Here is a 23,072-nt window from a genome sequence, read left to right on the forward strand (position 1 = left end):
CCGGTCGAGTGACCGGACGATGACGGTCGCGAGGACGCCGGGTGAGCTCCCGATGACCACACGGCGGAGGTCATCAGCGGCGCCTGAGAGGATGGGCAGCGTGTCTGACCCCGATTCCTTCTCCTTCACCGTTGGTACCCGCCTCGATGGGCGGCACGGCCGGTCGGGCGTGATCAGCACGCCGCACGGCTCGATCGCCACGCCCGCGTTCATCCCGGTGGGCACCAAGGCGACGGTGAAGGCCGTGCTGCCGGAGACGATGCGGGAGATCGGCGCGCAGGCGCTGCTCGCCAACGCCTACCACCTCTACCTGCAGCCGGGTTCCGACATCGTGGACGAGGCGGGCGGGCTGGGCAAGTTCATGAACTGGCCGGGACCCACCTTCACCGACAGCGGCGGCTTCCAGGTGATGTCGCTGGGTGTCGGCTTCAAGAAGGTGCTCGCGATGGAGGCGGTCGACGTCCGCAGCGACGACGTGATCGCGAAGGGTAAGGAGCGGCTGGCCACCGTCGACGACGACGGCGTCACCTTCCGTTCGCACCTGGACGGCTCGAAGCACCGGTTCACCCCCGAGGTGTCGATGGGCATCCAGCACCAGCTCGGCGCGGACATCATGTTCGCCTTCGACGAGCTCACCACTCTGCTCAATACCCGTGGCTACCAAGAGAAGTCGTTGCAGCGCACGCACGAGTGGGCGCAACGCTGCATCGACGAGCACGAACGACTGACGGCGGCCCGCACACACCGCCCGTATCAGGCCCTGTTCGCGGTGATCCAGGGCGCGCAGTACGAAGATCTGCGCCGCAAGGCATGTCGGGAGTTGGAATCGATCCGCGGCAGTGCCGGAACGGGTTTCGATGGTTACGGCATCGGCGGAGCGCTGGAGAAGCACAACCTCGGCACCATCGTCGGCTGGTGTTGCGACGAACTGCCCGAGGACAAGCCGAGGCACATGCTCGGCATCAGCGAGCCGGAGGACATCTTCACCGCCGTGGAGAACGGCGCCGACACCTTCGACTGCGTGAACCCGTCCCGGGTCGCCCGCAATGCCGCCATCTATGTCGCCGAGGGCCGATTCAACATCAACACCAGTCGTTTCCGGCGTGACTTCACCCCGATCGACGACACCTGCGACTGCTACACCTGCGCCAATTACACCCGCGCCTACCTGCACCATCTGTTCAAGGCCAAGGAAATCCTCGCGGCCACCCTGTGCACAATCCACAACGAGCGCTACACGATCCGCCTCGTCGACCGCATCCGCGCCAGCATCGAGGGCGGCTACTTCGACGAGCACAAGGCCGAAACGCTCGGCCGCTGGAAGGGCCGGGTCAAGGCGCCGTGATCAACGGGACATGGCCGCGGCATCGCCCGAGAGCGGGCGCTGCCATGTCCCGTCGGCCAACGCGGACTGCTCAGCTCTGGAGCGCCGGCACTTTGGTGGGAGCGTAGGTGGGTTCGTTCTTCTTGAGCCAGCCGATGACCCGGTAGGTGATCGGTAGCACGATGATCTCGGCGAGGGTCTTCCACAGGAAGCCGACGATCACGTAGTTCACGAACTGACTCCAGGAGTCGATGCCGATGGCGGTGGCCGCGATCGAGCAGAAGATCAGCGTGTCGCCGAATTCGCCGACCACGGTGGAGCCGATCAGTCGCGCCCACAGGTGCTTTTCCTTGGTCCGCTCCTTGATCAGCACCAGCGTCGCGGAGTTCAGCATCTCGCCGACGAAGTACCCGGCCAGACCGGCGGCCACCAGCTGCGGCGTCGTGCCGATAACGGTGCGGAACGCCTCCTGGTTCTCGTAGAACGTGGCGGCGGGTAGCTCGATCGCGATCTTGAAGCACACCACGGTCAGCAGCAGCACGCCGAACCCGTAGTAGATGGCCCGGCGTGCGGACCGGAAGCCGTAGATCTCGCTCAGCACATCGCCGAGGATGTAGGCGAGTGGAAAAAGGAACCAGGCGCCGTCCGTAGTGATCGGCAGTATCTCCAAGGGGCCGAGCTGCACCGAGTGGTCGGTGAAGAACTGCACGCCCTTGGTCGCGCAGATATTGGAAATGATCAGCGTCGCCGTGAACAACGCCACGATCGGTGTGTAGTACCCCCGCGCCACCTGGGCGAATGCCGCATGTTCCGGCGCGGGGTGCCCAGGTTCGGGGGCTTCGGGTGTATTCGGCTCACTCACGCGCTTCATCCAACCAGGTTGTGGAATACGCTGTAGCAATGACGAATCCCGGCGATTCCGACGAATGGTGGAAGCAGTACGGCGGCCAAGGCGTATCGCCGGAATCCGGTGCGCAGAGCTCGGTTCCGCAATACCCGAACGCTGACCAGCCATCGGGGTACCCGTCGGCGCCGCAGTACCCGCAGCAGCCCGCCCAGCCCATGACGCCCCCGCCGCAGCAGCAGTACCCGGGCTACCAGCAGCCACCGCAACCGTATGGGCAGCCGTACGGCTACCAGCCCGGCTATCAGCCGTACGGGATGCCGCAGCAGCAGGGCACCAACGGCATGGCCATCGGCGCGCTGATCTCCTCGCTGGCCGGGTTCGTCACCTGTGGCCTCGGGTCGATCGTTGGGATCGTCCTCGGCGTCATCGCCTTGAACCAGGTCAAGCAGTCCGGTCAGGAGGGCAAGGGCATGGCCCTGGCCGGTATCTGGATCGGCGTCGGCGCGATCGTGCTGGCCGTGCTGTGGTTCCTGGTCGTGATCATCGCCGGAGTCAGCGGCGCGTAGCCGACCCGCCCACGAAAACGTCAGGGGCGCACCCGATAACGGGTGCGCCCCTGCTCGTGTCTTCAGCCGATCGGCGTCAGGACTTGACGACCTGGGTGCCGCCGGCGAACTTGTCGTGCCAGCCTTGCTTGTTCGGGTCCTGCGAGATGGTGACCATGATGTAGATGGCGAGTACCAACGAGACCAGCCCGCCGACACACGGAATGATGTTGGCCGCGACGAACACGTTGCGCTTGAGCGAGGTGACCGGGTCGATCTTGGCCGCGCCACCGGGGGCGAGCACCTTCAGACCGAGCACCTTCTTGCCGAGCGTGGTGCCCTGCGAGGTCTCCATGCCGACGAAGTAGCCGAGCTGCACCAGGGTCCAGACCAGGCCGAGGCCGATGGTCAGGCCCATGCTGTTCTTGACCAGCATGTACAGGATGAAATAGGGGATCATCAGGATGAGTGCGTCGATGACGCGCGCACCGATGCGGGTGCCGAGGTCACCCGGCTGTCCACCGTAGTTGTTGAAGCCGCCCGGCTGCTGCGGGTACTGGCCGTACGGATCCTGCGGCTGCTGGCCGTACTGGGGCTGCTGACCGTACTGCGGCTGCTGGCCATACTGCGGCGGCTGCTGACCGTACTGCGGCTGCTGACCGTAGGGCTGGCCGCCCTGTGGGAACTGTTGACCGCCCTGCGGAAACTGCTGACCGCCTTGCGGATGTTGCTGGCCGCCTTGCGGGTACGGCTGCCCATACGGCTGCCCGCCCTGCGGATATTGGTTGGGGTCGTACCCACCGCTTGTCATAGTTGTTTGTCCTCGTCGAGTGATCAGTAGTTGGACGAATGCGTACGTTACGGACATCGACTGCGTTGCAACAACCCATTCCCGTCGAGTATCCACGGTTCGCGGGGCAGATGTGCCCGGTCGAAACTGTCGAGGAGCTCCGCCGACGAGCTGGCGTCGTAACCGAGCGAGTGGGCGAGCGCCGCCACAACTTGCTCGGGCGTGTTGCCCAGCGCGCGTTGATCGGCGAGCGTCACCGCACCGTCCCGCTTGGCGAGGCGTTTGCCTTCGCTGTTCAGCACCAGCGGAACGTGGGCGTAGTGCGGCACCGGAAGGCCGAGCAGCGTCGCGAGATACGCCTGGCGTGGGGTGGACGGCAGCAGGTCGTCGCCGCGAACCACCTGGTCGACTCCCTGCGCCGCGTCGTCCACCACCACGGCGAGGTTGTAGGCCGGGACGCCGTCGGCGCGGCGCAGCACCACATCGTCCACCGGGGCACGATAGCGGCCGTGCAGATCATCGAGGATTTCGAATTCGCTTGCCGCCGAACGTAAGCGCAGCGCGGCCGGACGACCTTCGGCTCGAAACGCGGTGCGCGCCCGATCGGTCAGGGCGCGACAGGTGCCGGGGTAGGCGCCCATCGGGCCATGTGGCGCCGTCGCCGCCTGCTGGATTTCCCTTCGGGTGCAAAAACATTCGTAGGTGAGCCCGGCGGCGGTGAGGCGATCGATGGCGGCCTGGTAGTGCGGCAGTCGTTCGGATTGCCGGACCACCGGGCCGTCCCAGTCGAGTCCGATCGCGGCCAGATCGGCCAGCTGTCGTTGCTCGGCCCCCGGCCGTACCCGGTCCAGATCCTCGATCCGGAGCAGGAAGCGCCGGCCGGTGTGTCGGGCGAACGCCCACGCGAGCAGCGCCGTGCGCAGGTTTCCCAGGTGCAGATCACCGGACGGGCTCGGCGCGTACCGGCCCGCACCCGGATCAGCCATGGGCTCGCCTCGTGCGGGATGGTCTGTGCACGGTGGCCATGGTAGGTGTCAGCCGCACAGGCGCGGCGCCAGGGCGGTCCGCGGGATCGGCGTCTGGGCGTCCAGGGCGTCGATGAGTGCGTTTGCGTGGGCGATCAGGCCGGTGCGGTCGATGCCGTAGGGCGCGTCCGCGTCGTCGCCGGATCGGTAGTCCGTCAGCCGGGTCACCGCCCGGGTCAGCAGGGTGCGCGCGCCCTTGGTATTACCTCGCTGGATGTGTGTGACGCCGACAGCGAGTTGAGCGAGCGCTTGCCATAGCATCCGTTCGGCGAACGGCCCGTTCTTCCACGCCGCCTCTAATACCTCGTGCGCGTTGAATGCCAAGCCGTCGTCCAGCAGTTGCTGGGCGAAGGTGAGGGTTTGCTCTGGTGGCAGGTTCAGATCGTCGGGAATTCGGGCAACTCCGACACTGCCCGGCGGCAGCGGACGCCCCAATCTGTCACGCGGACGAGAGTTATGGGCGCGACCTGCGTCGTCGCGATCGCGGTCAACCATGATCTCCATGATGCACGGGCCCGGCGGTGTCGTCCATGAGACAGTGTCCGAAGAAAGAAATAATGACGGATCACGGAGCAATCACATCGGCCGTAAAGTTTGCGGCAGCCCGATCAGAGGAATGGACTCTACCGGCTGGCAATGCTTCCGCAACTTTTCATCTTCGCAAACTTGGCAGTTTCGATGATTGAATAAGCAAGAGTCGGGCAAACTTTCGATAGACCTGCTAGTCTTTATCGCGCGGGGGCAACCTCGCGGGGTGAATTCACCCCGACGTACAGTGCGATAACGACGCACCGTGGAGTTGCGCGCTTCCGTTTGGCGCGCAGGGGATTCGGCGTTCCTGGCCGGGTGCCGGTGCTAGTTAGAACGATGTCAGAAGAAATCTCGTTCTCGACGCAGCAAAGGAGCTAGTGCCGTGGAGGTTGATTTGACGGATGCTGTGTGGCGCAAGAGCACATACAGCGGCCCCGATGGGAACTGTGTGGAAGTCGCCTTTCTAGTCGACGGCAAAATCGCGGTCCGTGACACCAAGGACAACGGATATGGTCCGGTGCTGGCGTTTGCCCCGGGTCAGTGGGACGCATTCCTAACCGGAGTTGCGCAGGGGGAGTTCGGGCGCGCCTGATACCGCGGGTCGCCTGAACAGGCAGTACGGGCCCCGAGTCGGCACGGACTCGGGGCCTTCGCAATATTCGGACACCGGCCGGGTTCCGGCGTCCGAATACTTGCCGGCGGGGATATTCGCGCCGATCGGCTATCGGCCCCGCCGACCGGCCTTGGTGTCGTTCAGCTGGCGAGTGCGTCGCTCAGCTATCGAGTAGAGCCGTTACCGTGCGAGCCGTTGCCGCGTTCCTGGTAATCGCGCAGCACCGCGAGCTGTCGGCGCTCCTCCTCATGGTCCATCGCGTGATTGCGCTCGGACTCCTGCGGCGGATCCGGCCGGAAGAAGCTGCCGGTCCCCGGCTTGCCTGCCGCGCCGAGCGTGCTCATCTTCTTCGGCACCGGCGCGCCCTGGTACTCCAGCGGAATCGGGTGGCCGTGCTCGTCGACCGGGCCGAGCGGTTGGTGGATCTCGATGTACTCACCGTGCGGGAGCCGCTTGACCACGCCGGTCTCGACGCCGTGCGCCAGCACCGCCCGGTCGCTGCGTTGCAAGCCGAGACAGATCCGGTAGGCGGTGAAGTAGGCCAGCGGCGGGACGATCAGGATGCCGATCCGCCCGATCCAGGTCGTCGCGTTCAACGAGATGTCGAACTTGTAGGCGACGATGTCGTTCACGCAGGACAGGGTGAGCACGACGTAGAAGGAGATCGCCATCGCGCCGATCGCGGTGCGCACCGGCACGTCGCGCGGTCGCTGCAGCAGATTGTGGTGTGCGGTGTCGCCGGTCAGCCGTTTCTCGATCCACGGATACGTGATCAGCAGTGCGAACACCAAGCCCATGATCAGCGCGCCCCACACCGGGGCCGGCACCGTATATCGGCCCAGATACAGTTCCCAGGGCGGGATGAGGCGCATCATGCCGTCGGTCCACATCATGTAGAAGTCCGGCTGCGAACCCGCGGAGATCTGCGACGGGTTGTACGGACCCATATTCCAGATCGGGTTGATCTGCAGCAGTCCGCTCATGATCGCGACGATCCCCAGTGTGAACGCGAAGAACGCGCCCTGATCCAGTGAGAACACCGGCACGATGCGGGCGCCGACCACGTTCTTCTCGGTGCGGCCCGGGCCGGGGAATTGGGTGTGCTTCTGATACCAGACCAGGGCAACGTGGGCGGCGATCAGCGCCAGCATGATGCCGGGGAACAGCAGCACATGCGCGATGAAAAGCCGCGGAATGATGATGGTGCCCGGATAGTCGCCGCCGAACATCAGCCAGTGCAGCCAGGTGCCGATGATCGGCATGCCGAGCGTGATGGACGAGAACGCCGCCCGCAGGCCGGTGCCGGAGAGCAGATCGTCGGGCAGCGAGTAGCCGAAGTAACCCTCGAACATGGCCAGGATCAGCAGGATCGCGCCGATCACCCAGTTCGCCTCGCGCGGCTTGCGGAACGCGCCGGTGAAGAACACGCGGAACAGGTGCACGATGATCGAGGCCGCGAAAAGTAGTGCCGCCCAGTGGTGTACCTGCCGGACGAACAGCCCGCCGCGCACCTCGAACGAGATGTTCAACGACGATTCGTAGGCCCGCGACATGGTCACACCGCGCAACGGCTGGTAGGAGCCGTTGTAGACCACCTCGGCCATCGATGGGTCGAAGTACAAGGTCAGATACACACCGGACAGCAACAGGATGATGAAGCTGTACAGCGCGATCTCCCCGAGCAGGAACGACCAGTGCGTCGGAAAGACCTTGTTGATCGACCGCTTGAGAAAATTTGCGGCCTGATATCGCTCATCGGCGGCGTTCGCCTGCGCGCTGACCTTACGACCGACTCGAGTTGCCATGGTCGACACCCGCCCCTGGAGAGTGGAATGCGTTCTACTACAGACGGTAGCAGGAGGCACGGCCGGAATCGATAGGTTTCGTCCGATCACCCTGTCAATCAAGATCATTCAGCCCGCTACCAGCGATCGATCGCCCACTTACCGCCCGGCCGACCACGACGCCCACGACGGCCACGCAACGAACGGGACCTGACGGTGGACCACCTCGACGTTTGCCGCAACCACGTCCCGCTCGCCGCCGTCCCCACCGGGTTCTGGGCCTCGAGCGGGACATGTTGGTGGGCTATCTCGGTATTTGTCGCCGTGAGGTCCCGTTCGACGGTGCCGCCCCGTTGGCGGTGTTGAGTTGGGGTTGGTGGGGGAGGGGTGGTGGTCGGTGGCTGGCGCGGGGTGAGCTGGTGGCGGGTTGGGTTCGGGAGCGTTCGATACTGTCGAGTGGTGAGGTCGATGGCGGCGCAGGACGCGACTATGTACTGGTTGTCGGCGCGCACCCGCAACGATCTGTTTCTGTTGTACTGCTTCGCCGACACCGGTCGCCCGTCGGCGGAATTGCGCGCCATTGTCGCCGAACGCAGCGCGCGCATCCCCGACCTGCGGGTCCGGGTGCGCAGCGTGCCGGGTGACCTCGACTACCCATCGTGGGTGCCGTGCGAGTTCACCGCCGAGCAGTTCGTCGAACATCTGCTGCCGGAACCGGATTGGGCGCACCTGGAGGCGGCCGTCGGCGAGGTGGTGGGCACCGGGGTGGATGCGGCGGTGCGGCCGTGGCGGGTGCATGTGTTCCGAAGCATCGTCGGTGCACCTGGACTGAATGACCAGGGTCCGGCGCTCGTAGTAGTTCTGCAGATGTCGCACGCACTCGCCGATGGACGCCGAGCAGCCGAGATCGCACGCGCGCTGTTCAGCGCGGACGTTCAGAAGGGCGAACCCAGCAACGGGGCCGTCGTGCGCGTGCCTGCTGCTAGGGAGGCCACCGCCGCTGCGCTCGCCTCCTCGCTGGTGACGACGGCGCGATCGGTCGCCGCGGCGGTCGTACGGAGACCGACTGCCGCGCTGGCGGATTCAGTCGGCCGCGTGCTGCGTGTTCCAGTCGGCTTGGTGAAAACAGCACCGATAGGTACCGCGCTGGCGGATTCGGTGAGCCGTGTGCGGCGTGTTCCAGTTGGTTTGGAGAAGGCCGCGCCGGTAGCTGCTGCGCTGGCGGATTCGGTGAGCCGTGTGCGGTGTGTTCCAGTCGGTTTGGAAGAGGTCGCACCTGTAGGTGCCGCGCTGGCGGATTCGGTGAGCCGTGTGCGGTGTGTTCCAGTTGGTTTGGAAGAGGTCGCACCTGTAGGTGCCGCGCTGGCGGATTCGGTGAGCCGTGTGCGGCGTGTTCCAGTTGGTTTGGAAAAGGCTGCACCGGTAGCTGCTGCGCTGATGGATTCGGTGGACCGTGTGCGGCGCATTCCGGTCGGCTTGGTGACGGCAGCGCCTGTAGCCGCCGCACTATCCGTGCCGCGGATGCCGATTCAGCTGGCCCGTACGGCAGTTCGCGGCTATCACGCGTTCCGCGCCCAACAGCGGCTCGCCGAACTCACCGCGACGGGGCAGCTCCCACCGCCTGGACCTGACTTTCCGCCCAGTCTTATCAATCACGTTCGCGAAGAGAACACCTCCGTTCCGCAGGAACACGCCGGGGCCACTGCGCCGCGCCCGCTGCCTGACCTTCCCTGCGGCGTTGGCGATCCCGTTGCTGTAGAAGATGCTTCGGCTCAGCATGGGCGCGGCCGCGATCCGGTTGTTGTAGCAGACTCTTCGGCTCACCAGGAGCCCGCCCAGTTCGCTCCGCCAGGACATCAGCGGCCGCCTGCGGCCGATCTTCCGTCCGGCCAGGTTGCCAGGGCAGCGACGGAAGCCGTTGCGGCACATAAGGTGCGAATGATTGTGCGCGACGCGGCCGCACTGCGTGTCCCCGGCTGCACGGTGACCGTCGTCGTGTTGACGGCGGTGTCGGTCGCGCTCGCGCGCTACCTCGAAAGTCGCGGCGATCCGGTCGAGCGGCTCGGCGCCCAGGTGCCCATGGCGCTGTCCGGTACCGCGATGGCCGACGCTCGCAACAACTACCGCAGCCTCAGCGTGGACCTCTTCATCGATGAGCCCGATCTTCGTCGCCGTGCCGACAAGATCACCGCGGCCTTGGCCGACCGTCGCCTGCGCGCACAGCATCCCTTGTTGGCGGCACAGGACCGCGTCACCGCCGTTGTCCCCGCTCCACTACTCCGGCGCGACATCGCTCGCTATCCACTCGACATCGTCCCCGATGCCATTGCCGGTCACACCGTTGTCTCGAGCGTTCACCGTGGCCCCGCGGACCTGACTTTCGGCGGTGGGCAGGTCCACTTCACCGGCGGCTTCCCGGCCATCGGTTCGGTCATGCAGTTGACCCATGGCGTCCACGGCCTCGGTGCGACCGTCACGATCTCCCTCCACGCCGACAGCGCCACTGTCCCGGACATCGATGTCTACGCCGACTTGTTGCGCACGGCGTTGGACGAAGCGGTGCGGAGCTGGAAGTGATTGCCCTCCTGGCGAACCCCGAGCGGCCAGCAGGCTAGCTGTCGGCGGGTTTGCGCCACACCAGCGAGTACCGCCAGTACACCAGCCGCCGCACCCGTGCGCCGGGAAGTATCGCGACCGCCTGCTGCCGCACCTGGCGAGTTGTCAGCGGCGGATTGAGGACGACCGGCATCTCACCATGGGTCGGCTCGTGGGCGAACCAGTTTCCGCGACCGACCTGCCGCAGCACAGCGAACACGATCCCGAGAACCCGATGGCCGACCGCCGCCACAAGCTCCACCGGCAGTTCCCGGCCGAGATCACCCCGAGGCAGTGCGACGACAGCGAGGACACCGCCAGGCCGCAATGCCTCCGCTAACACCGGCAACACCTCGTCGAGCGCCATATGGTGCAGCGTGCTGATCGACACGATCGCGTCATAGGCCCCAGCGGGCAGCGGCTCTTCCAGCACGTCCCCCAGAATGCAAGTGACATTGGCGGGCGTTGCCTGCTTCGCGGCATCGATCATCGCCGGAGACCGATCGATGGCGTCGACCTGTCCGGCATGCCGCGCCAGTTCAGCGGCGAACGCACCGGCCCCACATCCCACGTCCAGTACCCGCGCGCACGGGCTCGGCAGCTGACGCACGAGAAAACGGTGGTAAAAGCTGTTGTGGTTCCAGTCGAATACGCCCATCAAGAACACACTCTGCCACAAGCTTTCGGGCCATCGGGCGATGATCGAGCCAGACTAGTCGAGCTCCAGAGCCGCCGTGACAGAGTCACCACTAACCCTCGCCGCCGCACCGAGCAACCTGCGCGCCGCCGAATTGCCGACCGTGGTGACCGCCACGATCCGCCGCGCACCGATCTCGGCGGCGACCACCCGCAGCTGCTCGGCAACAACCCGCCCGACACCACGCCCGCGATACGAGCGCCCGATCCAGACCCCCGCCTCGAACCCGTCATCGCCCGGCTGCAACCGGGCCGCTCCGACAACTTGCCCGGCCACTGCGATCACATACGTGTATTCCACGGGCTGTTCCGGCCGCAGCCCGCGCCCGCGATGAAAGTCCAGAAACGCCTGCCGCCGCTCCGCGTTCCACCCCGGCTCACCAGCCACCGGTGGCATCACCTCCAGCGGATCCGCGTCGGCAACGGCCGCCGCTAGCAGCAACTCCAGGTTGTGCTCCGTGAGCGGCTCGAGCCCGATCGACTCCGTATTCCTTTGCACAACACCGAGCCTCCCGGACCATGTACCGCCTGGTCAACGCAATTTCCGCGAACGTCGGAGTCGACCGGCCCACTGCTTGATGAACTCGAGCAGATCGGCAGTGAGCCGTTCGCGGTGGGTCCGACGCCGTGCGCCGAGTACACGGTTGCCGACCTCATCGATCACATCGACGAGGTGGCCCAAGGGTTTGCGGCGATCGCGCGCGAGGACACCGGCGAGCCGGACGGCACGGTCGCCGAAGCCGCCCCGGAACATAGTGCCGCGGGGCGCTGCTTGATCGCCGCTCGCGTGCGGGCCCTCGGCCGAGCCTGGGACGACCAGGCCGCCTGGCATGGCGACACCGCGCTGACCGCGGACGTGGTGCTGTCGAACCAGATGTGGGGCAAGATCGCCCTGACCGAGATGGTGGTGCACGGCTGGGATCTCACCGCGGCCACGGGCCGACCCTGCACCCTGCCCGCCGCGACCTTGCGTGCCTGCCTCGCCCACGTCGTCGATTTCGTCCCGAACGCGCCCGTCCCGGCGCTGTGGGGTCCGCAGTCGAAACATCCGACGATGCCGGGCTGATCGACCGGATCGTCGCTGCGACCGGGCGCAATCCACGGTGGGCTGACACCGCTATCCGAGGGTGAACTTTATTTAACAACGGATACCCCCACGGCTCAACTATTTCGGTTGACGCCGGTTCGGTATCGGGCCGTGGCGGCCGAGGCGCGGCCCGCGATAAGCCGCTGACCACTGAGGCGAGTGGTGAACGTTTTACCGCTGGGTGAACAGCACGATACAACTGTTTATTACCTGACAGCTCAACATATTTCCCAGTCGTTTCGGCAAACGACAACCTCTTGTCACATCGCCTTGGACCGTGTGGCAATGCTGCTAACGTGAGTTAGCTGCCCTGTTCCAGGCGCCTGGCAGGCTCGCCGGGTTCGGCCGGTGCTCAGCGGCCGAAATAGGGGGTCTTGCAGGAACTATGAGGTGGAGACGGTGAATCTGCGGCTGCCACAAAGTGTTCCGTCACTCGACGGATACCCCGTGAGCATGATCGCCTATGGTCGGTTGGAGTTTGCTACACCTCCGACCTTTCCTGTCGCACGTGACCGACGAACGTGCCCGCACCGTCTGGAGCCAAGTCTTTGACCACGCCACAATTCGCCGCGTCCGACACCACCGCGCCGGGAGTCTGCCCCGTGCAGCACGGTTCACCCATCGATACCGATGGCCCCCGGGTGCTCCTGCACACTCCGGAGTTCGCCGCCGATCCGCATCGCGCCTACGCCGAGATGCGCCGTCAGTACGGCTCCTTGGTGCCGATCGAGGTGGCCCCCGGCGTGCCCGCCACGCTGGTGGTGGGATATCAGGCAGCGTTGCGAATCCTCAACGATCCCGAGCATTTCCCGGCCGATCCGCGAACCTGGCAGCAGAGCATTCCGGATGACTCTCCCATCAAGCCGATGATGGAGTGGTATCCGAACGCACTGCGCAATAGCGGTGCGGCGCACGCGCGCTATCGGCAGGCCTACACCGCCGCTATCGACGGAATCGACTTGCACGCCCTGCATTCCACCGTTGAAAAGATCGCCGTCCCGCTGATCAACACCTTCAGCGAGGCGGGCTCGGCGGATCTGGTGACCCAGTACGCGTTTCCGCTCATCTTCGACGTCCTCAACCAAATGGTCGGCTGCCCACCGGAACTGGGTCAGCGCGTGGCGACCGGGATGGCCGCGCTGTTCGATACGGTCAACGCCGCCGAGGGCATGCAAATGCTCAGTGCGGCGTTGATGGAGCTGATCCACCTCCGGCGCGCGGAGCCAGGTGACGACGTCACCTCCCGGCTCGCGCATCACCCGGCCGGTCTCGACGACACGGAGATGCTCTGCCAGCTGATCAGCTTCTATGGCGCGGGGCTCGAACCGCAGCAGAACCTGATCATCAACACCCTGTTGCTGATGGTGACCGACGATCGGTTCGGCGGCGATGTCCTCGGCGGCAGTCTGTCGACCCGGGACGCGCTCGACGAGGTGCTGTTCAACGACCCGCCGATGGCGAACTTCTGCACGTCGTACCCGCGGCAGCCGATCCTGATCGACAACAACTGGCTGCCGGCCCACCAGCCGGTCCTGATCAGCCTCGCGGGCTGCAACAACGACCCCGAGATCCGCGGCGGAGACCGTGCTGGGAACCGCTCACACCTGGCCTGGGCGGCCGGGCCGCACGCCTGCCCGGCCAAGTCCGTTGCTTACCTGATCGTGCAGGACGCCATCGATCAGTTGCTCGACGCCATCCCGGAGTTGGAACTTGCCGTGCCCGCCGACGAATTGGTCTGGCGGCCAGGGCCTTTCCACCGCGCCGTCGCATCCCTGCCGGTCGTCTTCCCCAAGTCCCCTCCGTTGAACATGATGTAAGGAGCGTCCGATGGAGCATCAAGCGATAGTTCTGGACCCGACCGGTGCCGACCTCCAAGGCGAGTGCGCGCGGATCCGTGCGCGCGGGCCCGTCGCGCTGGTGGAATTACCCGCCGGTGTGCCTGCCTGGTCGGTGACGGACGCCGCCGTGCTCAAGAGCCTGCTGGCCGACCCGCGCGTCTCGAAAGACCCGCGGCAGCACTGGGCTTCGTTCATCAACGGCGAGATCACCGAAGCCTGGCCGTTGCACCCCTGGGTCGCGGTGGACAACATGTTCACCGCCTACGGTCCGGACCATCGCCGACTGCGGAAGCTGGTCTCGCCCGCGTTCACCCACCGCCGCACCGCGGCGCTGCGCCCGCGCATCGCGGCGATCACCGAAGATCTGCTGACCACGCTGGCGAGCACGCCGCCGGACGAATCAGTAGACCTGCGTGAACGATTCGCGTATCCGGTGCCGATCAAGGTGTTCACCGAGATGATGGGGGTGCCGGAACACCTCGGTCCGGGTCTGCACAAATGTGTCGACGGGTTCTTCGACACCTCGTTCACCCCCGAACAGTCCCAGGCCAATTACATCGAGATGTACGGGCTGGTCTGCGAACTCGTTGCCTATCGCCGCGAGACCCCCGGCGACGACGTCACCAGCGTGTTGATCGCCACCCGCGACGAGGACGACGGTTCGCAGCTGGTCGAGAAGGAGCTCGTCGACACCCTGATGCTGGTCATCAATGCCGGCCACGAGACCACGGTCAACCTGCTCGATCAAGCGATCTACGCGCTACTGACCCATCCCGAGCAGCGCGCCGATGTCATCGAGGGCCGGGTCCCGTGGTCCGACGTGGTGGAGGAAACGCTGCGCTACGAGGCGCCCATCGCGCACCTGCCGTTGCGCTACGCCGTCGAGGACATCGAAATCGGCGAGATCCGGATTCCCAAGGGCGACGCCATCCTTGCTTCCTACGCCGGTGCCGGACGGGACCCGAAGGTGCACGGCGCGACCGCCGACCACTTCGACATACACCGCACCAACAAAGAACACCTGTCCTTCGGCCACGGCGCGCACTTCTGCATCGGCGCCCCGCTCGCCCGGCTCGAGGCGGCGATCGCCCTGCCCGCTCTCTTCGAGCGCTTCCCGAACATCAGGTTGGCCGCGGATCCGGCCGAACTGGCACCCGTGGGCAGCTTCGTCTCCAACGGCCACCGGCAGCTGCCGGTGTTCCTCCAGTAGGCGAAGTAGGTGCCGGCTATTCGCTGACGGTCAAGACCGAGATAACGATCGCGAGGGCGACGAGCAGGCAGACATCCAGGCGGGCAACGCGTTTGGTCTGCTCGTTCAACTCACGGAAATCGATGATGAACGCGAGAGCGACAAAGGTGCTCAGGCTGAGCACGGCCGCGCCGATGGCGGCCGCGCGGATCGCGGTGAGGAAGGCGCCGACGATGACCCACGCACCGATCAGCCCCAGCACCAGCGCGCGATGTCGCAGCAGCAGCTCGAGGTCGCGGTTGCCGAGTTCGGTGCCGTAGGCCGCGGCCGCACGACCGGGTGCGAATGCGACGACGCCAGGGAGCAGGTGGATCACCCCGACCAGCACCAGTGCTGCTTGCGCGAGATATTCGAATCGCATACTCGTCTGCCTTTCATCGGTCGTGCAAGCATGGCGAGTATGGGCAGTGGGGCACTTCCAGAAACGCGCTGTTTCTCGACCGTCTGGCTGTGGCCGGGCCACGCCGTTTATCGGGGACCCTCCTTGCGGCTCGACGCGCACCGCGGTTCGGTGCATTGTCTGGCGGTCGGACTCGACGCACCGTTCACGCTGCGTGCCGACGGGCTGGCGGAAACGGTGCGTACCGCGTTGATTCCGCCGCGCGCGATCCATCGCGTGGTCGCCCACGGTGCGCAGATGCTGTTCTGCTATATCGATCCGAGCTCGCCGCGGGCGAAGACCTGCTGGGACCGGATGACCGAGCGATCCGGCGGATTCGGCCTGACACACTGCGCCGAAGCTGACCTGATAACCCTGGCCGGGCAGGCGGAATTCGATCCCGTCGCCGCGGTCGGCCTCGCCTGTGGTTCCGGCGTGACGACCATCGACGGCAGGATCGCGGCCGCGGCGGCGACGCTGCGCGCCCACCCGGCCAGGCCCAACTCGGCCGCCGAGTTGGCTGCCGAAGCACACCTGTCGACCTCACGGTTCCTGCACCTGTTCGCCCGCCAGGCCGGTACCAGCTTCCGCCGATACCGGCTGTGGGCTCGCATGCTCAGCGTCGGTCGCGCGGTCGCCGAGGGCGCGAATTTCACGACCGCGGCCGTGTATGCCGGGTTCGCCAGCCCTTCGCATTTCAGCGACACCTTCCATGCCATGTGTGGACTCACCCCGAGCGGACTGCTCGGCGCGGGCGCCCGACTCGTCGTTCTCGATGCACCGGAGGCGCGCGGCCGATGAGGGGCAACCGAATCGGGTGTGTCGCCGGATATCTCGAAGCTAGTATTGGCCTCAGCTGACGATCGGTGCATTCGGACCGGGAACGGCCACCAGCGGCGCGCAGACGACCACGCGTCAGTTCGACCCGCGGTCGATATCGAACCGATCGAGCGGTGTCCAGTCCCGGGACTCGAAGTCTGAGGGGACTGGATGCTGCGCGCTGGTGAGGTTTTCGCCGGATATGTGATCAAGCGTCAGCTGGGTCGCGGTGGTATGGGGGCGGTGTACCTGGCGCGGCATCCGCGGTTGCCCCGGCTGACCGCCTTGAAGCTGCTCGATCCGGAGTTGTATTCCGACAACGAGATTCGGGCCCGGTTCGAGCGCGAGGCGGATCTGGTCGCACGGTTGGACCACCCGAACATCGTGACCGTGTACGACCGCGGTGTCGAAGACGGCGTGCTGTGGATCTCGATGCAGTATGTCGACGGCATCGACGCCGCGCATGTCGACCCGCGGACCTTACCGCCGGAGCGGGCGGTGGAGATCGTCACCGAGACAGCGAAAGCGCTCGACTACGCGCATGCCGTCGGCACGCTGCACCGTGACGTGAAACCGGCCAACATCCTGCTGGCCCGGGCCGCCACCGGACAGGGTGAACGGGTGCTGTTGACGGACTTCGGAATTGCGCGATTGCGCGACGACTCACTACACCTGACGCAAACCGGCTCGTTCACCGCCACCCTGGCGTACGCGTCGCCGGAACAACTGTCCGTCGCGACGCTCGACCAGCGATCCGACCAGTACTCGCTGGCGTGCAGCCTGTTCTGGCTGCTGACGGGTTCGTCGCCGTTCGCGGCGGATAGTCCGGCCGCGATGATCGCGGGCCACCTGCAGCATCCACCGCCACCGGCGAGCGCCCGCAGACCCGAGTTGCCTGCGGCCATGGACTCGGTGCTGGCGAAGGCGCTGGCCAAGCGACCCGACGACCGATTCGGGTCGTGTACGGAACTCGCCGCCGCGGCGTGGCAGGCGTTGGCGGTGCCGTCTCCGCAATCCTGGGTCGCGCCGAAGCAACAGCCCGAACTCGCATCGGGGCCGCAGCAGGTCGTCCGACGCCCGGCAGGCCGGTCGCTGCGCTTCGCCGCGATCGGCGGATCGGCGCTGGTCGTTGTGCTGGCGATGGTGGCGGGAGTCCTGTGGGCGACCTCCGATCCCGCGCCCCCAGCGAACAACGACTCCCGATCCGGACCTGTCGCGCAGCAGCCGATCGATTGGTCCGGTGCCGTCGCGCCGGCGACCACGGGCTGGCCCGCGCTGTTCCAACCGCTGGTGCAGATCGATGCCGACGGCAAAGAGGTGGCCAGGCCGAACACCGCGGCCAGTCCAGCAGGGGACGGCAAAGCCACCTGCGAGCCGATGACCATTGCCACGACCGCGCTGCTCACCGGGCCGAACGCCGGGTCCGGTCGCAGCGCTCCCGGTGCCGTGCGGCTGGCCGTCGACCAGTTCACCAAGGCGAACCCCGGTTGCCGGATCACCGTGCAGGAGTTCGACGTCGGTGGGTTTCCGCAGACAGCCGCCGAGGTGGCTCGCCAGATCGTGAGCGATCCATCGATCGTGGCACTGATCGGCCCGGTGCATTCCACCGAAATCCGGGCCAGTGGCGGGTTTTTCAGCGAGGCCGGGCTGCCGTTCCTGTCGCCGGGAAGCACGCCCGCGGATCTGACCACCGGTGGCTGGCGCGGCCTGTTTCGCGGCCTGGCCACCGACGATGTCTATCGCCGTGCCGTGGCGAAGTACTTGGTCGAGACCGCGGGCTTCGACAAGATCTGCGTCGTCCGCGATGATTCCGGCTTCGGCAAGGGGATGGCGCACGACATCGTCGCCGTCCTCGGCACCGTGGCGGACCCGGCCTGCCGGGCGGATGTCAAGCAGGGCGACCGTGACTTCACCGCAGTCGTGAGCAAGATTGCCGCCGCGGGGCCGGATGCGATCTTCTATTCCGGCTACAGCGCCGAAGCAGCCGTATTCACCCAGCAATTGAAGCAAGCGGGCGTCACCGCACCCTTCGTCACCACCGAAGGCGCCCTCAATGTGGATTTCTTTACTCAGTCCGGCAATTCGGCCCAAGGCGCACTGCTGTCGTGCCGATGCGGGCCGGTCGCCGGAAAGTTCTACCTCGACTTCCAAGCCCTGAACGGCCAAGGCGCAGGCTGGAACTCGGTGGAAGCCTACGACCTCACCACGATCGCACTGAACGGCATCGCATCCGGTCACCGGACCCGCGCTGACCTACTGGACTACCTGCGCAAATATGAAGGCAACGGCCTCGCGCGCACGTACCGGTGGTCGCCCACCGGCGAACTGGCGAACCCGGGGATCTGGATCTACAAGGTCAGCTAGCTGGTGCCGGTAGGGCACCTCGAAGGGCATTTCGGCCCGGCGAGCGTTTTCTTCGCGCGGACGATGCGTTGCTGCACGGTGGCGGTGGACACGAGGCAGGCCCGCGCGATCGCCTCGCTCGACAGCCCGCCGACCACCCGCAGCGTCAGCGCGACCTGCGCCCGACTCGATCCGCCAGACGGCCGCGACAGAACGACGCACCGACTCCACCGGGTCCGGGCGACGTACGGGACATTTGCCATCCGGCCACGCGGGTCCTCCTTTCGGCTGATGCCCACCGGTCGGACCCGCACCTACCGTGAATTCATGAAAGCCCTCGTGCACTTCATCCGCGCTCGCATTTTGGACGATGAAACCGGCGCTGGTGTCGATCGCGGCGGGCAAGGCGCCTGGTCGGCGCAGCGCATCCTCGACGAGTGCGCCGCCAAACGCGCGGTGCTGGCCGCGTTGGAACGCGACCGTAAGGAGAAGGCCGCCGAAGACGCGTGGGATTGGCTGGACGAAGGGTCCGCGATCGCCTGGCTGTTCGGCGACTCGAACGAGGAGAAGTCCAAGAAACTGGCCCGGGAGATTTTGCGGGCCCTCGCGCTCCCCTATGCCGATCACCCTGACTACCAAAGTGATTGGTTCGTCGATCAGCGGCGAGCCCGCAAGTTCTGGTGAGTTCGCTGCGATCGGACAACTGACGTTCACCTGGCGTACATCAGGTGGTTCACCCCGTTCTCTTGTGATCTGAAATACACCGTCCTAACCTTGCTGGAACCGATGAATCTCCTATCCCACAAGGAAATTGGATGAAAATATCGTGTACAGCCATCGTCGTTGCCCTGCTGGCTCTCGTCGGGTCGGTCGCGAGTGCCGTTCCGGCCCAGGCGGATACCTCCAGTGACGAAGTGCTCGCCGTGGTCAACCCAGCGCGGGCACAGTACGGCGCAGCACCGCTGACCTGGAACTCCGACTTGTACCCCAGCACAAAGCAATACGCGGAAGCCTGCAAGTTCGAGCACTCGAATTCGCAAGGCCGATACGGCGAGAACCTTTATGCCGGAACCGGAAACGTCGGCTTCGAGGACGCCATGCGGGCCTGGATGGCCGAGGCGGAGTTGTACGACTATAACCGTCCGGAGTTTTCCCCCGAGACCGGACACTTCACCCAGGTGGTCTGGAAGAGCAGCACCCGGATCGCGGTGGGCATCGCGTCATGCCCGGCGGGCACCATCTTCGCGCAGCCGAGCACGCTCGTGGTGGCCCGCTTCACGCCGCCCGGCAACGTTATGGGGCAGTTCGCGCAGAACGTGGGTCGCCCGCAAGGCTGAGCCGGACATCGAACTCCGCTCCCAGCGCGTTGAACTTCTCCGTCGCGCGCTGGGTGAGTTCGTACGTGTTCGCTACCGAACTCGTACCAGCACAACCGTTCTCACGATCTGCTTATGGCAAGGCCAGGGCCGCAGCGCCGAGCGATGTGTGTGATCGCAGCGCCTCTGGCCGAGCGCGTCTGTCAGATCGCTTAGGGCGGAGCGGGACTCGCCGCGATCATCGGATTTGACCTAAAGTCAAGTTGAGCTTCTAGCGTCTTGGAAGACGAAAGGAAGCAAACGTGACGATCTTGGTAACAGGCGCAACCGGAAACACCGGTCAGCACGTCGTGGCAGAGCTGGTGCAGCGTGGGCAGCGGGTGCGGGCGCTGACCCGGGATCCGGCCGCCGCTGCGGCGAAGCTCCCAGCGGGCGTGGAACTGGTGGCCGGAACACACACCGCACCAGGCACATTGGATGCCGCGCTCGCCGGCGTCAGTGCACTGCACATCACCGTGACAGCGGGGCTCGCCGATGTCGGCGCCGAGTTGGTGCGGCGGGCCGTCGACGCCGGGGTCCGGCGAATGACCATCGTGTGGGGTGGCGGGATCGGCCCGGTCGAGCAGGCGGTCGCCGACTCCGGTGTGGAATGGACCCGTCTCGAGCCGCAGGAGTTCATGTCCAACACGTTGACCTGGATCGATTCGATCCGCGCCGAGGGAGTCGTGCGCGAGCCGTACGACTTTCCCAGCGCTATCGTGCACGAGGCCGACATCGCCGCCGTGGCCGCCACCGCGCTACTCGAGGACGGCCACGCCGGGCGCGCCTACAACCTGACCGGTCCGGAATCGCTCACCCCGCGCGAGCGGATCGCGATCCTGTCCCGAGTGCTCGGCCGGGACATCGCGTTCGCCCCGATCACGCACGAGCAGGCCATCGAACGGCTCACGGCCACCGGCGTTTCCCGCGCCGACGCCGAGTATGTCGTCGGCTGGTATGCCGCACCGAATACGGAAGCGACGACGGTGGTCGACACCGTCGAGAAGGTGACCGGGCGACCCGCCCGCACCTTCGAGCAATGGGCCCGCGAGCACGCGGATCGCTTCTAGCGTTTCGGCCGACGCTGCCGCGCGAGAACTCTGTCACTAGTGAAATATGTTGCACGTCACCCTATTTCGCGGCTTCCGGCGGCGAAAACGCTGATCTGAAACGCCCGGTGATGGAAGACTCTCCTGGCAGCTAGGAAAGTGTCGACTTCGGCCGGTGACGGCCGGGGAGAGGAAGGTCATGGAATTGCAAGATGGGCTCAGGAAAGCGGTCTTCGCGGGAGCGGCGGCTCTTGCGTCGCTGGCGTTGATGCCCGGCACTGCGCACGCGGCCGACGGTAGATTCTCCTACATCACCACAGACGGACAGCTCATCCACGTCGACCGCGCGCCCAGCGGCACCTGCCTCCAACTCCAGGCCGGTGCGGTGCGCTTCGAAAACGGCACCTCCGACTCCGCCTTCCTGTTCAGCGACGCCGCATGCAGTACCGGCCATGAAGTCGACCAAGTCGACCTGTTCTGGAACGCCCCAGCAGGCGTCGAAGCACTTTCCGTGCGTCTCGACAAGGTCTGAAGCACAGATGCCGAGCGGGCAGTGGCAGTGGCCACTGCCCGACGGCCAGTTCCGTTGCAGTTCAGGTCGCTCGGCCCCCTCCGCTGTCCCGCCTGGGCTCGGGCCAAGAACCCGCGGAATACAGAATCCGCGATGCCTACCTGCCGTCACGGCCGTAGTCGGCTTCCCGGAAGTGTGGGATGGTCGGCATATGGCGGAACATGTGTACGAGGTCTCGGTCACTTGGTCGGGCGCGACCACCGGGTATCGGGACTACTCCCGTAATCACGACTTGCTGGCCGACGGTCGGCCGCCGATTCTGGCGAGCGCGGATCCCGTTGTCGGCCGCGGGGACCGCACCCGGTGGAATCCGGAACAGCTGCTGGTCGCGTCCCTGTCCGACTGCCACATGCTCTGGTATCTGCATCTCTGCGTCGAAGCGGGGGTCGTGGTCACCGATTATCGCGACGATGCCGTCGGCATCATGGATGACGTGCGATTCCAGCACGTCACGCTGCGGCCGCGGGTCACCGTCACCGAGGCGCGCATGGTCGAGGCCGCGAAACGCATGCATGCCGAGGCGCACAAGAAGTGCTTCATCGCGAATTCGGTGAATTTTCCCGTGAGTCACGAGGCGACGATCGTGGTCGGGAAGGGGTCGTAGTTCTGCTCCACCTTCACCGCGCTACACATCGGATCCCCCGCACACATCCGGATCGCTGCGACCTGCGCGAGGATGGGTGAGGGGGATGCCCCCATCTCGAGGCTTGTTGACGCGGGCACAGGCTATTTACCTGCGCAAACTGCTGTGAGTGACGCCAAAGAGGGCTCTCAACAGGCCTTTTGGTCAACGGCGCCGAGCGGTCGCTGATGCGGGTGGGTCAACACGAAAACGCCCCTGACCAGCCGATATGGCGTGATCAGGGGCGTTTGCCGTGGCGGAGGATAGGGGATTTGAACCCATCCATTTCCACAGGAAAGTCGTGCGACCAGCGAAACTCGTTGCAATTCAGCCTGATTCAGCGCTACTGACAACGCAAACGTTAGGCTCAGGTGTTGACGCGGTCAACACCTGAGCCGAGTCATTCGGGCTCGACAGACTGGGCGGGCTTCTCCTAGTCGGCGGTTGCTGATGGGCTTCCGGAACCTCTGACGACCATGGGACTATTCCGCCGTAGCGGGAACGCCACCGTCGTGTCGGGTGTGCTCGATGGCATCGGACTGCCGATGGCAGCGCACACCTGCTTGCAGGTCAATGTCTGGGACGTGAGCAGAAAGTGTGCGACCGCAGTGATGTCGGTCCATCGTTGGTCAACGAAGTGCTGGGCGCGCGGAATGGCGTCCGCAGTGTCATAGAAGACGAGATCCTCGTCGCCTGCACCACTGACCACTACGTGTGCCCAGGCTTGTGCTGCTCGCCATCCGCATGCGGTGGTCAGGTAGTGGGCCTCGGCGGCAGGTCCGGCCACGCTGATGATGGCAGCCGTCTCTATTGCCATCGCCAGTGGCTCGTCGACGGCCAGTTCGCTAGTGACTCCCGGCTGACCGATGGGTTGAAGGGTGATGAAACGAAATCGGACGCCGTGCGCGATGTAGGCGACGGCCTGGGCGGCGGTGTAGTGGGCCGAGCGCGCGGCCGCGATTTCTGGACTCTGTTCTGTCAGCATGGGTGAGGTCATATCAGCTGGTCAC

Annotated in this window: 24 protein-coding genes; 14 read left to right on the plus strand and 10 right to left on the minus strand. The window is 65.7% G+C overall.

The genetic code is table 11. The features are described from left to right. Nucleotides 1–91 precede the first annotated feature (91 nt). Entirely contained in the window at nucleotides 92–1,345 is a 1,254-nt protein-coding gene (gene tgt / locus ACFK0J_RS01840; protein ID WP_378735923.1) for a tRNA guanosine(34) transglycosylase Tgt, read from the plus strand. A 70-nt stretch (nucleotides 1,346–1,415) separates the two neighbouring features. On the opposite strand, the gene ACFK0J_RS01845 is transcribed toward tgt, so the two are convergent. Then, complete coding sequence (locus ACFK0J_RS01845) at nucleotides 1,416–2,195, minus strand: queuosine precursor transporter (protein ID WP_378735925.1); 780 nt, start codon at nucleotides 2,193–2,195, stop codon at nucleotides 1,416–1,418. A gap of 29 nt (nucleotides 2,196–2,224) precedes the next feature. Between ACFK0J_RS01845 and ACFK0J_RS01850 the strand changes: the two genes are divergently transcribed. Beyond that, nucleotides 2,225–2,737 (plus strand): DUF4190 domain-containing protein, encoded by a 513-nt coding sequence (locus ACFK0J_RS01850; RefSeq protein ID WP_378735927.1) that lies wholly within the window; start codon nucleotides 2,225–2,227, stop codon nucleotides 2,735–2,737. 76 nt (nucleotides 2,738–2,813) lie between these two features. Here the strand turns inward: ACFK0J_RS01850 and ACFK0J_RS01855 are convergent, their stop codons facing one another. From ACFK0J_RS01855 to ACFK0J_RS01865, 3 genes are read right to left on the minus strand one after another with little or no spacing between them, the layout of a single operon-like run. After that, nucleotides 2,814–3,527 (minus strand): RDD family protein, encoded by a 714-nt coding sequence (locus ACFK0J_RS01855; protein ID WP_378735929.1) that lies wholly within the window; start codon nucleotides 3,525–3,527, stop codon nucleotides 2,814–2,816. Between the two features lie 47 nt (nucleotides 3,528–3,574). After that, nucleotides 3,575–4,492 (minus strand): tRNA glutamyl-Q(34) synthetase GluQRS, encoded by a 918-nt coding sequence (gluQRS, locus tag ACFK0J_RS01860; RefSeq protein WP_378735931.1) that lies wholly within the window; start codon nucleotides 4,490–4,492, stop codon nucleotides 3,575–3,577. A gap of 48 nt (nucleotides 4,493–4,540) precedes the next feature. Next, nucleotides 4,541–5,026: a DUF309 domain-containing protein gene (locus ACFK0J_RS01865; protein WP_378735933.1), complete on the minus strand. Its 486-nt coding sequence runs from the start codon at nucleotides 5,024–5,026 to the stop codon at nucleotides 4,541–4,543. Between the two features lie 430 nt (nucleotides 5,027–5,456). On the opposite strand from ACFK0J_RS01865, the gene ACFK0J_RS01870 reads away from it, so the two are divergent. Beyond that, nucleotides 5,457–5,654, plus strand: coding sequence for a DUF397 domain-containing protein (locus ACFK0J_RS01870; RefSeq protein ID WP_378735935.1), 198 nt, complete (start codon nucleotides 5,457–5,459; stop codon nucleotides 5,652–5,654). Nucleotides 5,655–5,839: 185 nt separating this feature from the next. On the opposite strand, the gene ACFK0J_RS01875 is transcribed toward ACFK0J_RS01870, so the two are convergent. Next, on the minus strand, nucleotides 5,840–7,480 hold the full coding sequence (locus ACFK0J_RS01875) for a cytochrome bc complex cytochrome b subunit (RefSeq protein WP_378735937.1): 1,641 nt from the start codon (nucleotides 7,478–7,480) through the stop codon (nucleotides 5,840–5,842). Between the two features lie 447 nt (nucleotides 7,481–7,927). Here ACFK0J_RS01875 and ACFK0J_RS01880 point away from each other — a divergent pair, with 447 nt between their 5' ends. Next, a complete protein-coding gene (locus tag ACFK0J_RS01880; protein ID WP_378743398.1) occupies nucleotides 7,928–10,036 on the plus strand; it encodes a wax ester/triacylglycerol synthase domain-containing protein in 2,109 nt (702 codons plus the stop codon). A gap of 34 nt (nucleotides 10,037–10,070) precedes the next feature. Here the strand turns inward: ACFK0J_RS01880 and ACFK0J_RS01885 are convergent, their stop codons facing one another. Beyond that, a complete protein-coding gene (locus tag ACFK0J_RS01885) occupies nucleotides 10,071–10,712 on the minus strand; it encodes a class I SAM-dependent methyltransferase (RefSeq protein WP_378735939.1) in 642 nt (213 codons plus the stop codon). A 54-nt stretch (nucleotides 10,713–10,766) separates the two neighbouring features. Further along, nucleotides 10,767–11,249, minus strand: a complete 483-nt coding sequence (locus ACFK0J_RS01890) for a GNAT family N-acetyltransferase (RefSeq protein ID WP_378735941.1) — start codon at nucleotides 11,247–11,249, stop codon at nucleotides 10,767–10,769. A 114-nt stretch (nucleotides 11,250–11,363) separates the two neighbouring features. On the opposite strand from ACFK0J_RS01890, the gene ACFK0J_RS01895 reads away from it, so the two are divergent. From ACFK0J_RS01895 to ACFK0J_RS01905, 3 genes are all read left to right on the plus strand, one after another. Beyond that, complete coding sequence (locus ACFK0J_RS01895; RefSeq protein ID WP_378735943.1) at nucleotides 11,364–11,816, plus strand: maleylpyruvate isomerase family mycothiol-dependent enzyme; 453 nt, start codon at nucleotides 11,364–11,366, stop codon at nucleotides 11,814–11,816. 569 nt (nucleotides 11,817–12,385) lie between these two features. Continuing rightward, nucleotides 12,386–13,654, plus strand: coding sequence for a cytochrome P450 (locus tag ACFK0J_RS01900; RefSeq protein WP_218472697.1), 1,269 nt, complete (start codon nucleotides 12,386–12,388; stop codon nucleotides 13,652–13,654). A gap of 10 nt (nucleotides 13,655–13,664) precedes the next feature. Next, nucleotides 13,665–14,885, plus strand: a complete 1,221-nt coding sequence (locus ACFK0J_RS01905) for a cytochrome P450 (RefSeq protein WP_378735946.1) — start codon at nucleotides 13,665–13,667, stop codon at nucleotides 14,883–14,885. A gap of 16 nt (nucleotides 14,886–14,901) precedes the next feature. Here the strand turns inward: ACFK0J_RS01905 and ACFK0J_RS01910 are convergent, their stop codons facing one another. Continuing rightward, a complete protein-coding gene (locus tag ACFK0J_RS01910; protein WP_378735948.1) occupies nucleotides 14,902–15,285 on the minus strand; it encodes a hypothetical protein in 384 nt (127 codons plus the stop codon). A 123-nt stretch (nucleotides 15,286–15,408) separates the two neighbouring features. Here ACFK0J_RS01910 and ACFK0J_RS01915 point away from each other — a divergent pair, with 123 nt between their 5' ends. Both ACFK0J_RS01915 and ACFK0J_RS01920 read left to right on the plus strand, forming a co-directional pair. Continuing rightward, on the plus strand, nucleotides 15,409–16,104 hold the full coding sequence (locus ACFK0J_RS01915) for a helix-turn-helix domain-containing protein (protein ID WP_378735950.1): 696 nt from the start codon (nucleotides 15,409–15,411) through the stop codon (nucleotides 16,102–16,104). 189 nt (nucleotides 16,105–16,293) lie between these two features. Beyond that, nucleotides 16,294–18,486, plus strand: a complete 2,193-nt coding sequence (locus ACFK0J_RS01920; RefSeq protein WP_378735952.1) for a bifunctional serine/threonine-protein kinase/ABC transporter substrate-binding protein — start codon at nucleotides 16,294–16,296, stop codon at nucleotides 18,484–18,486. On the opposite strand, the gene ACFK0J_RS01925 is transcribed toward ACFK0J_RS01920, so the two are convergent. After that, nucleotides 18,483–18,728 carry a sigma factor-like helix-turn-helix DNA-binding protein gene (locus tag ACFK0J_RS01925; RefSeq protein ID WP_378743400.1) on the minus strand — a complete coding sequence of 82 codons (246 nt, stop codon included), beginning with the start codon at nucleotides 18,726–18,728 and terminating at the stop codon, nucleotides 18,483–18,485. The two genes, ACFK0J_RS01920 and ACFK0J_RS01925, sit on opposite strands and share 4 nt — an antisense overlap. Before the next feature lie 64 nt (nucleotides 18,729–18,792). On the opposite strand from ACFK0J_RS01925, the gene ACFK0J_RS01930 reads away from it, so the two are divergent. From ACFK0J_RS01930 to ACFK0J_RS01950, 5 genes are all read left to right on the plus strand, one after another. Further along, nucleotides 18,793–19,149, plus strand: a complete 357-nt coding sequence (locus ACFK0J_RS01930) for a DUF6221 family protein (protein ID WP_378735954.1) — start codon at nucleotides 18,793–18,795, stop codon at nucleotides 19,147–19,149. Between the two features lie 131 nt (nucleotides 19,150–19,280). Next, nucleotides 19,281–19,802 (plus strand): CAP family protein, encoded by a 522-nt coding sequence (locus ACFK0J_RS01935; protein ID WP_378735956.1) that lies wholly within the window; start codon nucleotides 19,281–19,283, stop codon nucleotides 19,800–19,802. Nucleotides 19,803–20,083: 281 nt separating this feature from the next. After that, nucleotides 20,084–20,890 (plus strand): NmrA family NAD(P)-binding protein, encoded by an 807-nt coding sequence (locus ACFK0J_RS01940; RefSeq protein WP_378735958.1) that lies wholly within the window; start codon nucleotides 20,084–20,086, stop codon nucleotides 20,888–20,890. A gap of 178 nt (nucleotides 20,891–21,068) precedes the next feature. Then, on the plus strand, nucleotides 21,069–21,401 hold the full coding sequence (locus ACFK0J_RS01945; protein ID WP_378735960.1) for a hypothetical protein: 333 nt from the start codon (nucleotides 21,069–21,071) through the stop codon (nucleotides 21,399–21,401). Between the two features lie 190 nt (nucleotides 21,402–21,591). Beyond that, nucleotides 21,592–22,044, plus strand: a complete 453-nt coding sequence (locus ACFK0J_RS01950; RefSeq protein ID WP_378735962.1) for an OsmC family protein — start codon at nucleotides 21,592–21,594, stop codon at nucleotides 22,042–22,044. Nucleotides 22,045–22,495: 451 nt separating this feature from the next. On the opposite strand, the gene ACFK0J_RS01955 is transcribed toward ACFK0J_RS01950, so the two are convergent. Continuing rightward, nucleotides 22,496–23,047, minus strand: coding sequence for a hypothetical protein (locus ACFK0J_RS01955; RefSeq protein WP_378735964.1), 552 nt, complete (start codon nucleotides 23,045–23,047; stop codon nucleotides 22,496–22,498). Nucleotides 23,048–23,072 lie beyond the last annotated feature (25 nt).

It is taken from the genome of Nocardia brasiliensis, from assembly GCF_042691675.1.
Lineage (GTDB): Bacteria > Actinomycetota > Actinomycetes > Mycobacteriales > Mycobacteriaceae > Nocardia > Nocardia brasiliensis_D.

What these genes read in the sequence shown, in the direction of transcription:
- tgt (WP_378735923.1), top strand. Translation starts at nt 92, where the DNA reads ATGGGCAGCGTGTCTGACCCCGATTCCTTCTCCTTCACCGTTGGTACC.
- ACFK0J_RS01845 (WP_378735925.1), bottom strand. Translation starts at nt 2,195, where the DNA reads ATGAAGCGCGTGAGTGAGCCGAATACACCCGAAGCCCCCGAACCTGGG.
- ACFK0J_RS01850 (WP_378735927.1), top strand. Translation starts at nt 2,225, where the DNA reads ATGACGAATCCCGGCGATTCCGACGAATGGTGGAAGCAGTACGGCGGC.
- ACFK0J_RS01855 (WP_378735929.1), bottom strand. Translation starts at nt 3,527, where the DNA reads ATGACAAGCGGTGGGTACGACCCCAACCAATATCCGCAGGGCGGGCAG.
- gluQRS (WP_378735931.1), bottom strand. Translation starts at nt 4,492, where the DNA reads ATGGCTGATCCGGGTGCGGGCCGGTACGCGCCGAGCCCGTCCGGTGAT.
- ACFK0J_RS01865 (WP_378735933.1), bottom strand. Translation starts at nt 5,026, where the DNA reads ATGGTTGACCGCGATCGCGACGACGCAGGTCGCGCCCATAACTCTCGT.
- ACFK0J_RS01875 (WP_378735937.1), bottom strand. Translation starts at nt 7,480, where the DNA reads ATGGCAACTCGAGTCGGTCGTAAGGTCAGCGCGCAGGCGAACGCCGCC.
- ACFK0J_RS01880 (WP_378743398.1), top strand. Translation starts at nt 7,928, where the DNA reads ATGGCGGCGCAGGACGCGACTATGTACTGGTTGTCGGCGCGCACCCGC.
- ACFK0J_RS01885 (WP_378735939.1), bottom strand. Translation starts at nt 10,712, where the DNA reads ATGGGCGTATTCGACTGGAACCACAACAGCTTTTACCACCGTTTTCTC.
- ACFK0J_RS01905 (WP_378735946.1), top strand. Translation starts at nt 13,665, where the DNA reads ATGGAGCATCAAGCGATAGTTCTGGACCCGACCGGTGCCGACCTCCAA.
- ACFK0J_RS01910 (WP_378735948.1), bottom strand. Translation starts at nt 15,285, where the DNA reads ATGCGATTCGAATATCTCGCGCAAGCAGCACTGGTGCTGGTCGGGGTG.
- ACFK0J_RS01920 (WP_378735952.1), top strand. Translation starts at nt 16,294, where the DNA reads ATGCTGCGCGCTGGTGAGGTTTTCGCCGGATATGTGATCAAGCGTCAG.
- ACFK0J_RS01925 (WP_378743400.1), bottom strand. Translation starts at nt 18,728, where the DNA reads ATGGCAAATGTCCCGTACGTCGCCCGGACCCGGTGGAGTCGGTGCGTC.
- ACFK0J_RS01930 (WP_378735954.1), top strand. Translation starts at nt 18,793, where the DNA reads ATGAAAGCCCTCGTGCACTTCATCCGCGCTCGCATTTTGGACGATGAA.
- ACFK0J_RS01935 (WP_378735956.1), top strand. Translation starts at nt 19,281, where the DNA reads ATGAAAATATCGTGTACAGCCATCGTCGTTGCCCTGCTGGCTCTCGTC.
- ACFK0J_RS01945 (WP_378735960.1), top strand. Translation starts at nt 21,069, where the DNA reads ATGGAATTGCAAGATGGGCTCAGGAAAGCGGTCTTCGCGGGAGCGGCG.
- ACFK0J_RS01950 (WP_378735962.1), top strand. Translation starts at nt 21,592, where the DNA reads ATGGCGGAACATGTGTACGAGGTCTCGGTCACTTGGTCGGGCGCGACC.
- ACFK0J_RS01955 (WP_378735964.1), bottom strand. Translation starts at nt 23,047, where the DNA reads ATGCTGACAGAACAGAGTCCAGAAATCGCGGCCGCGCGCTCGGCCCAC.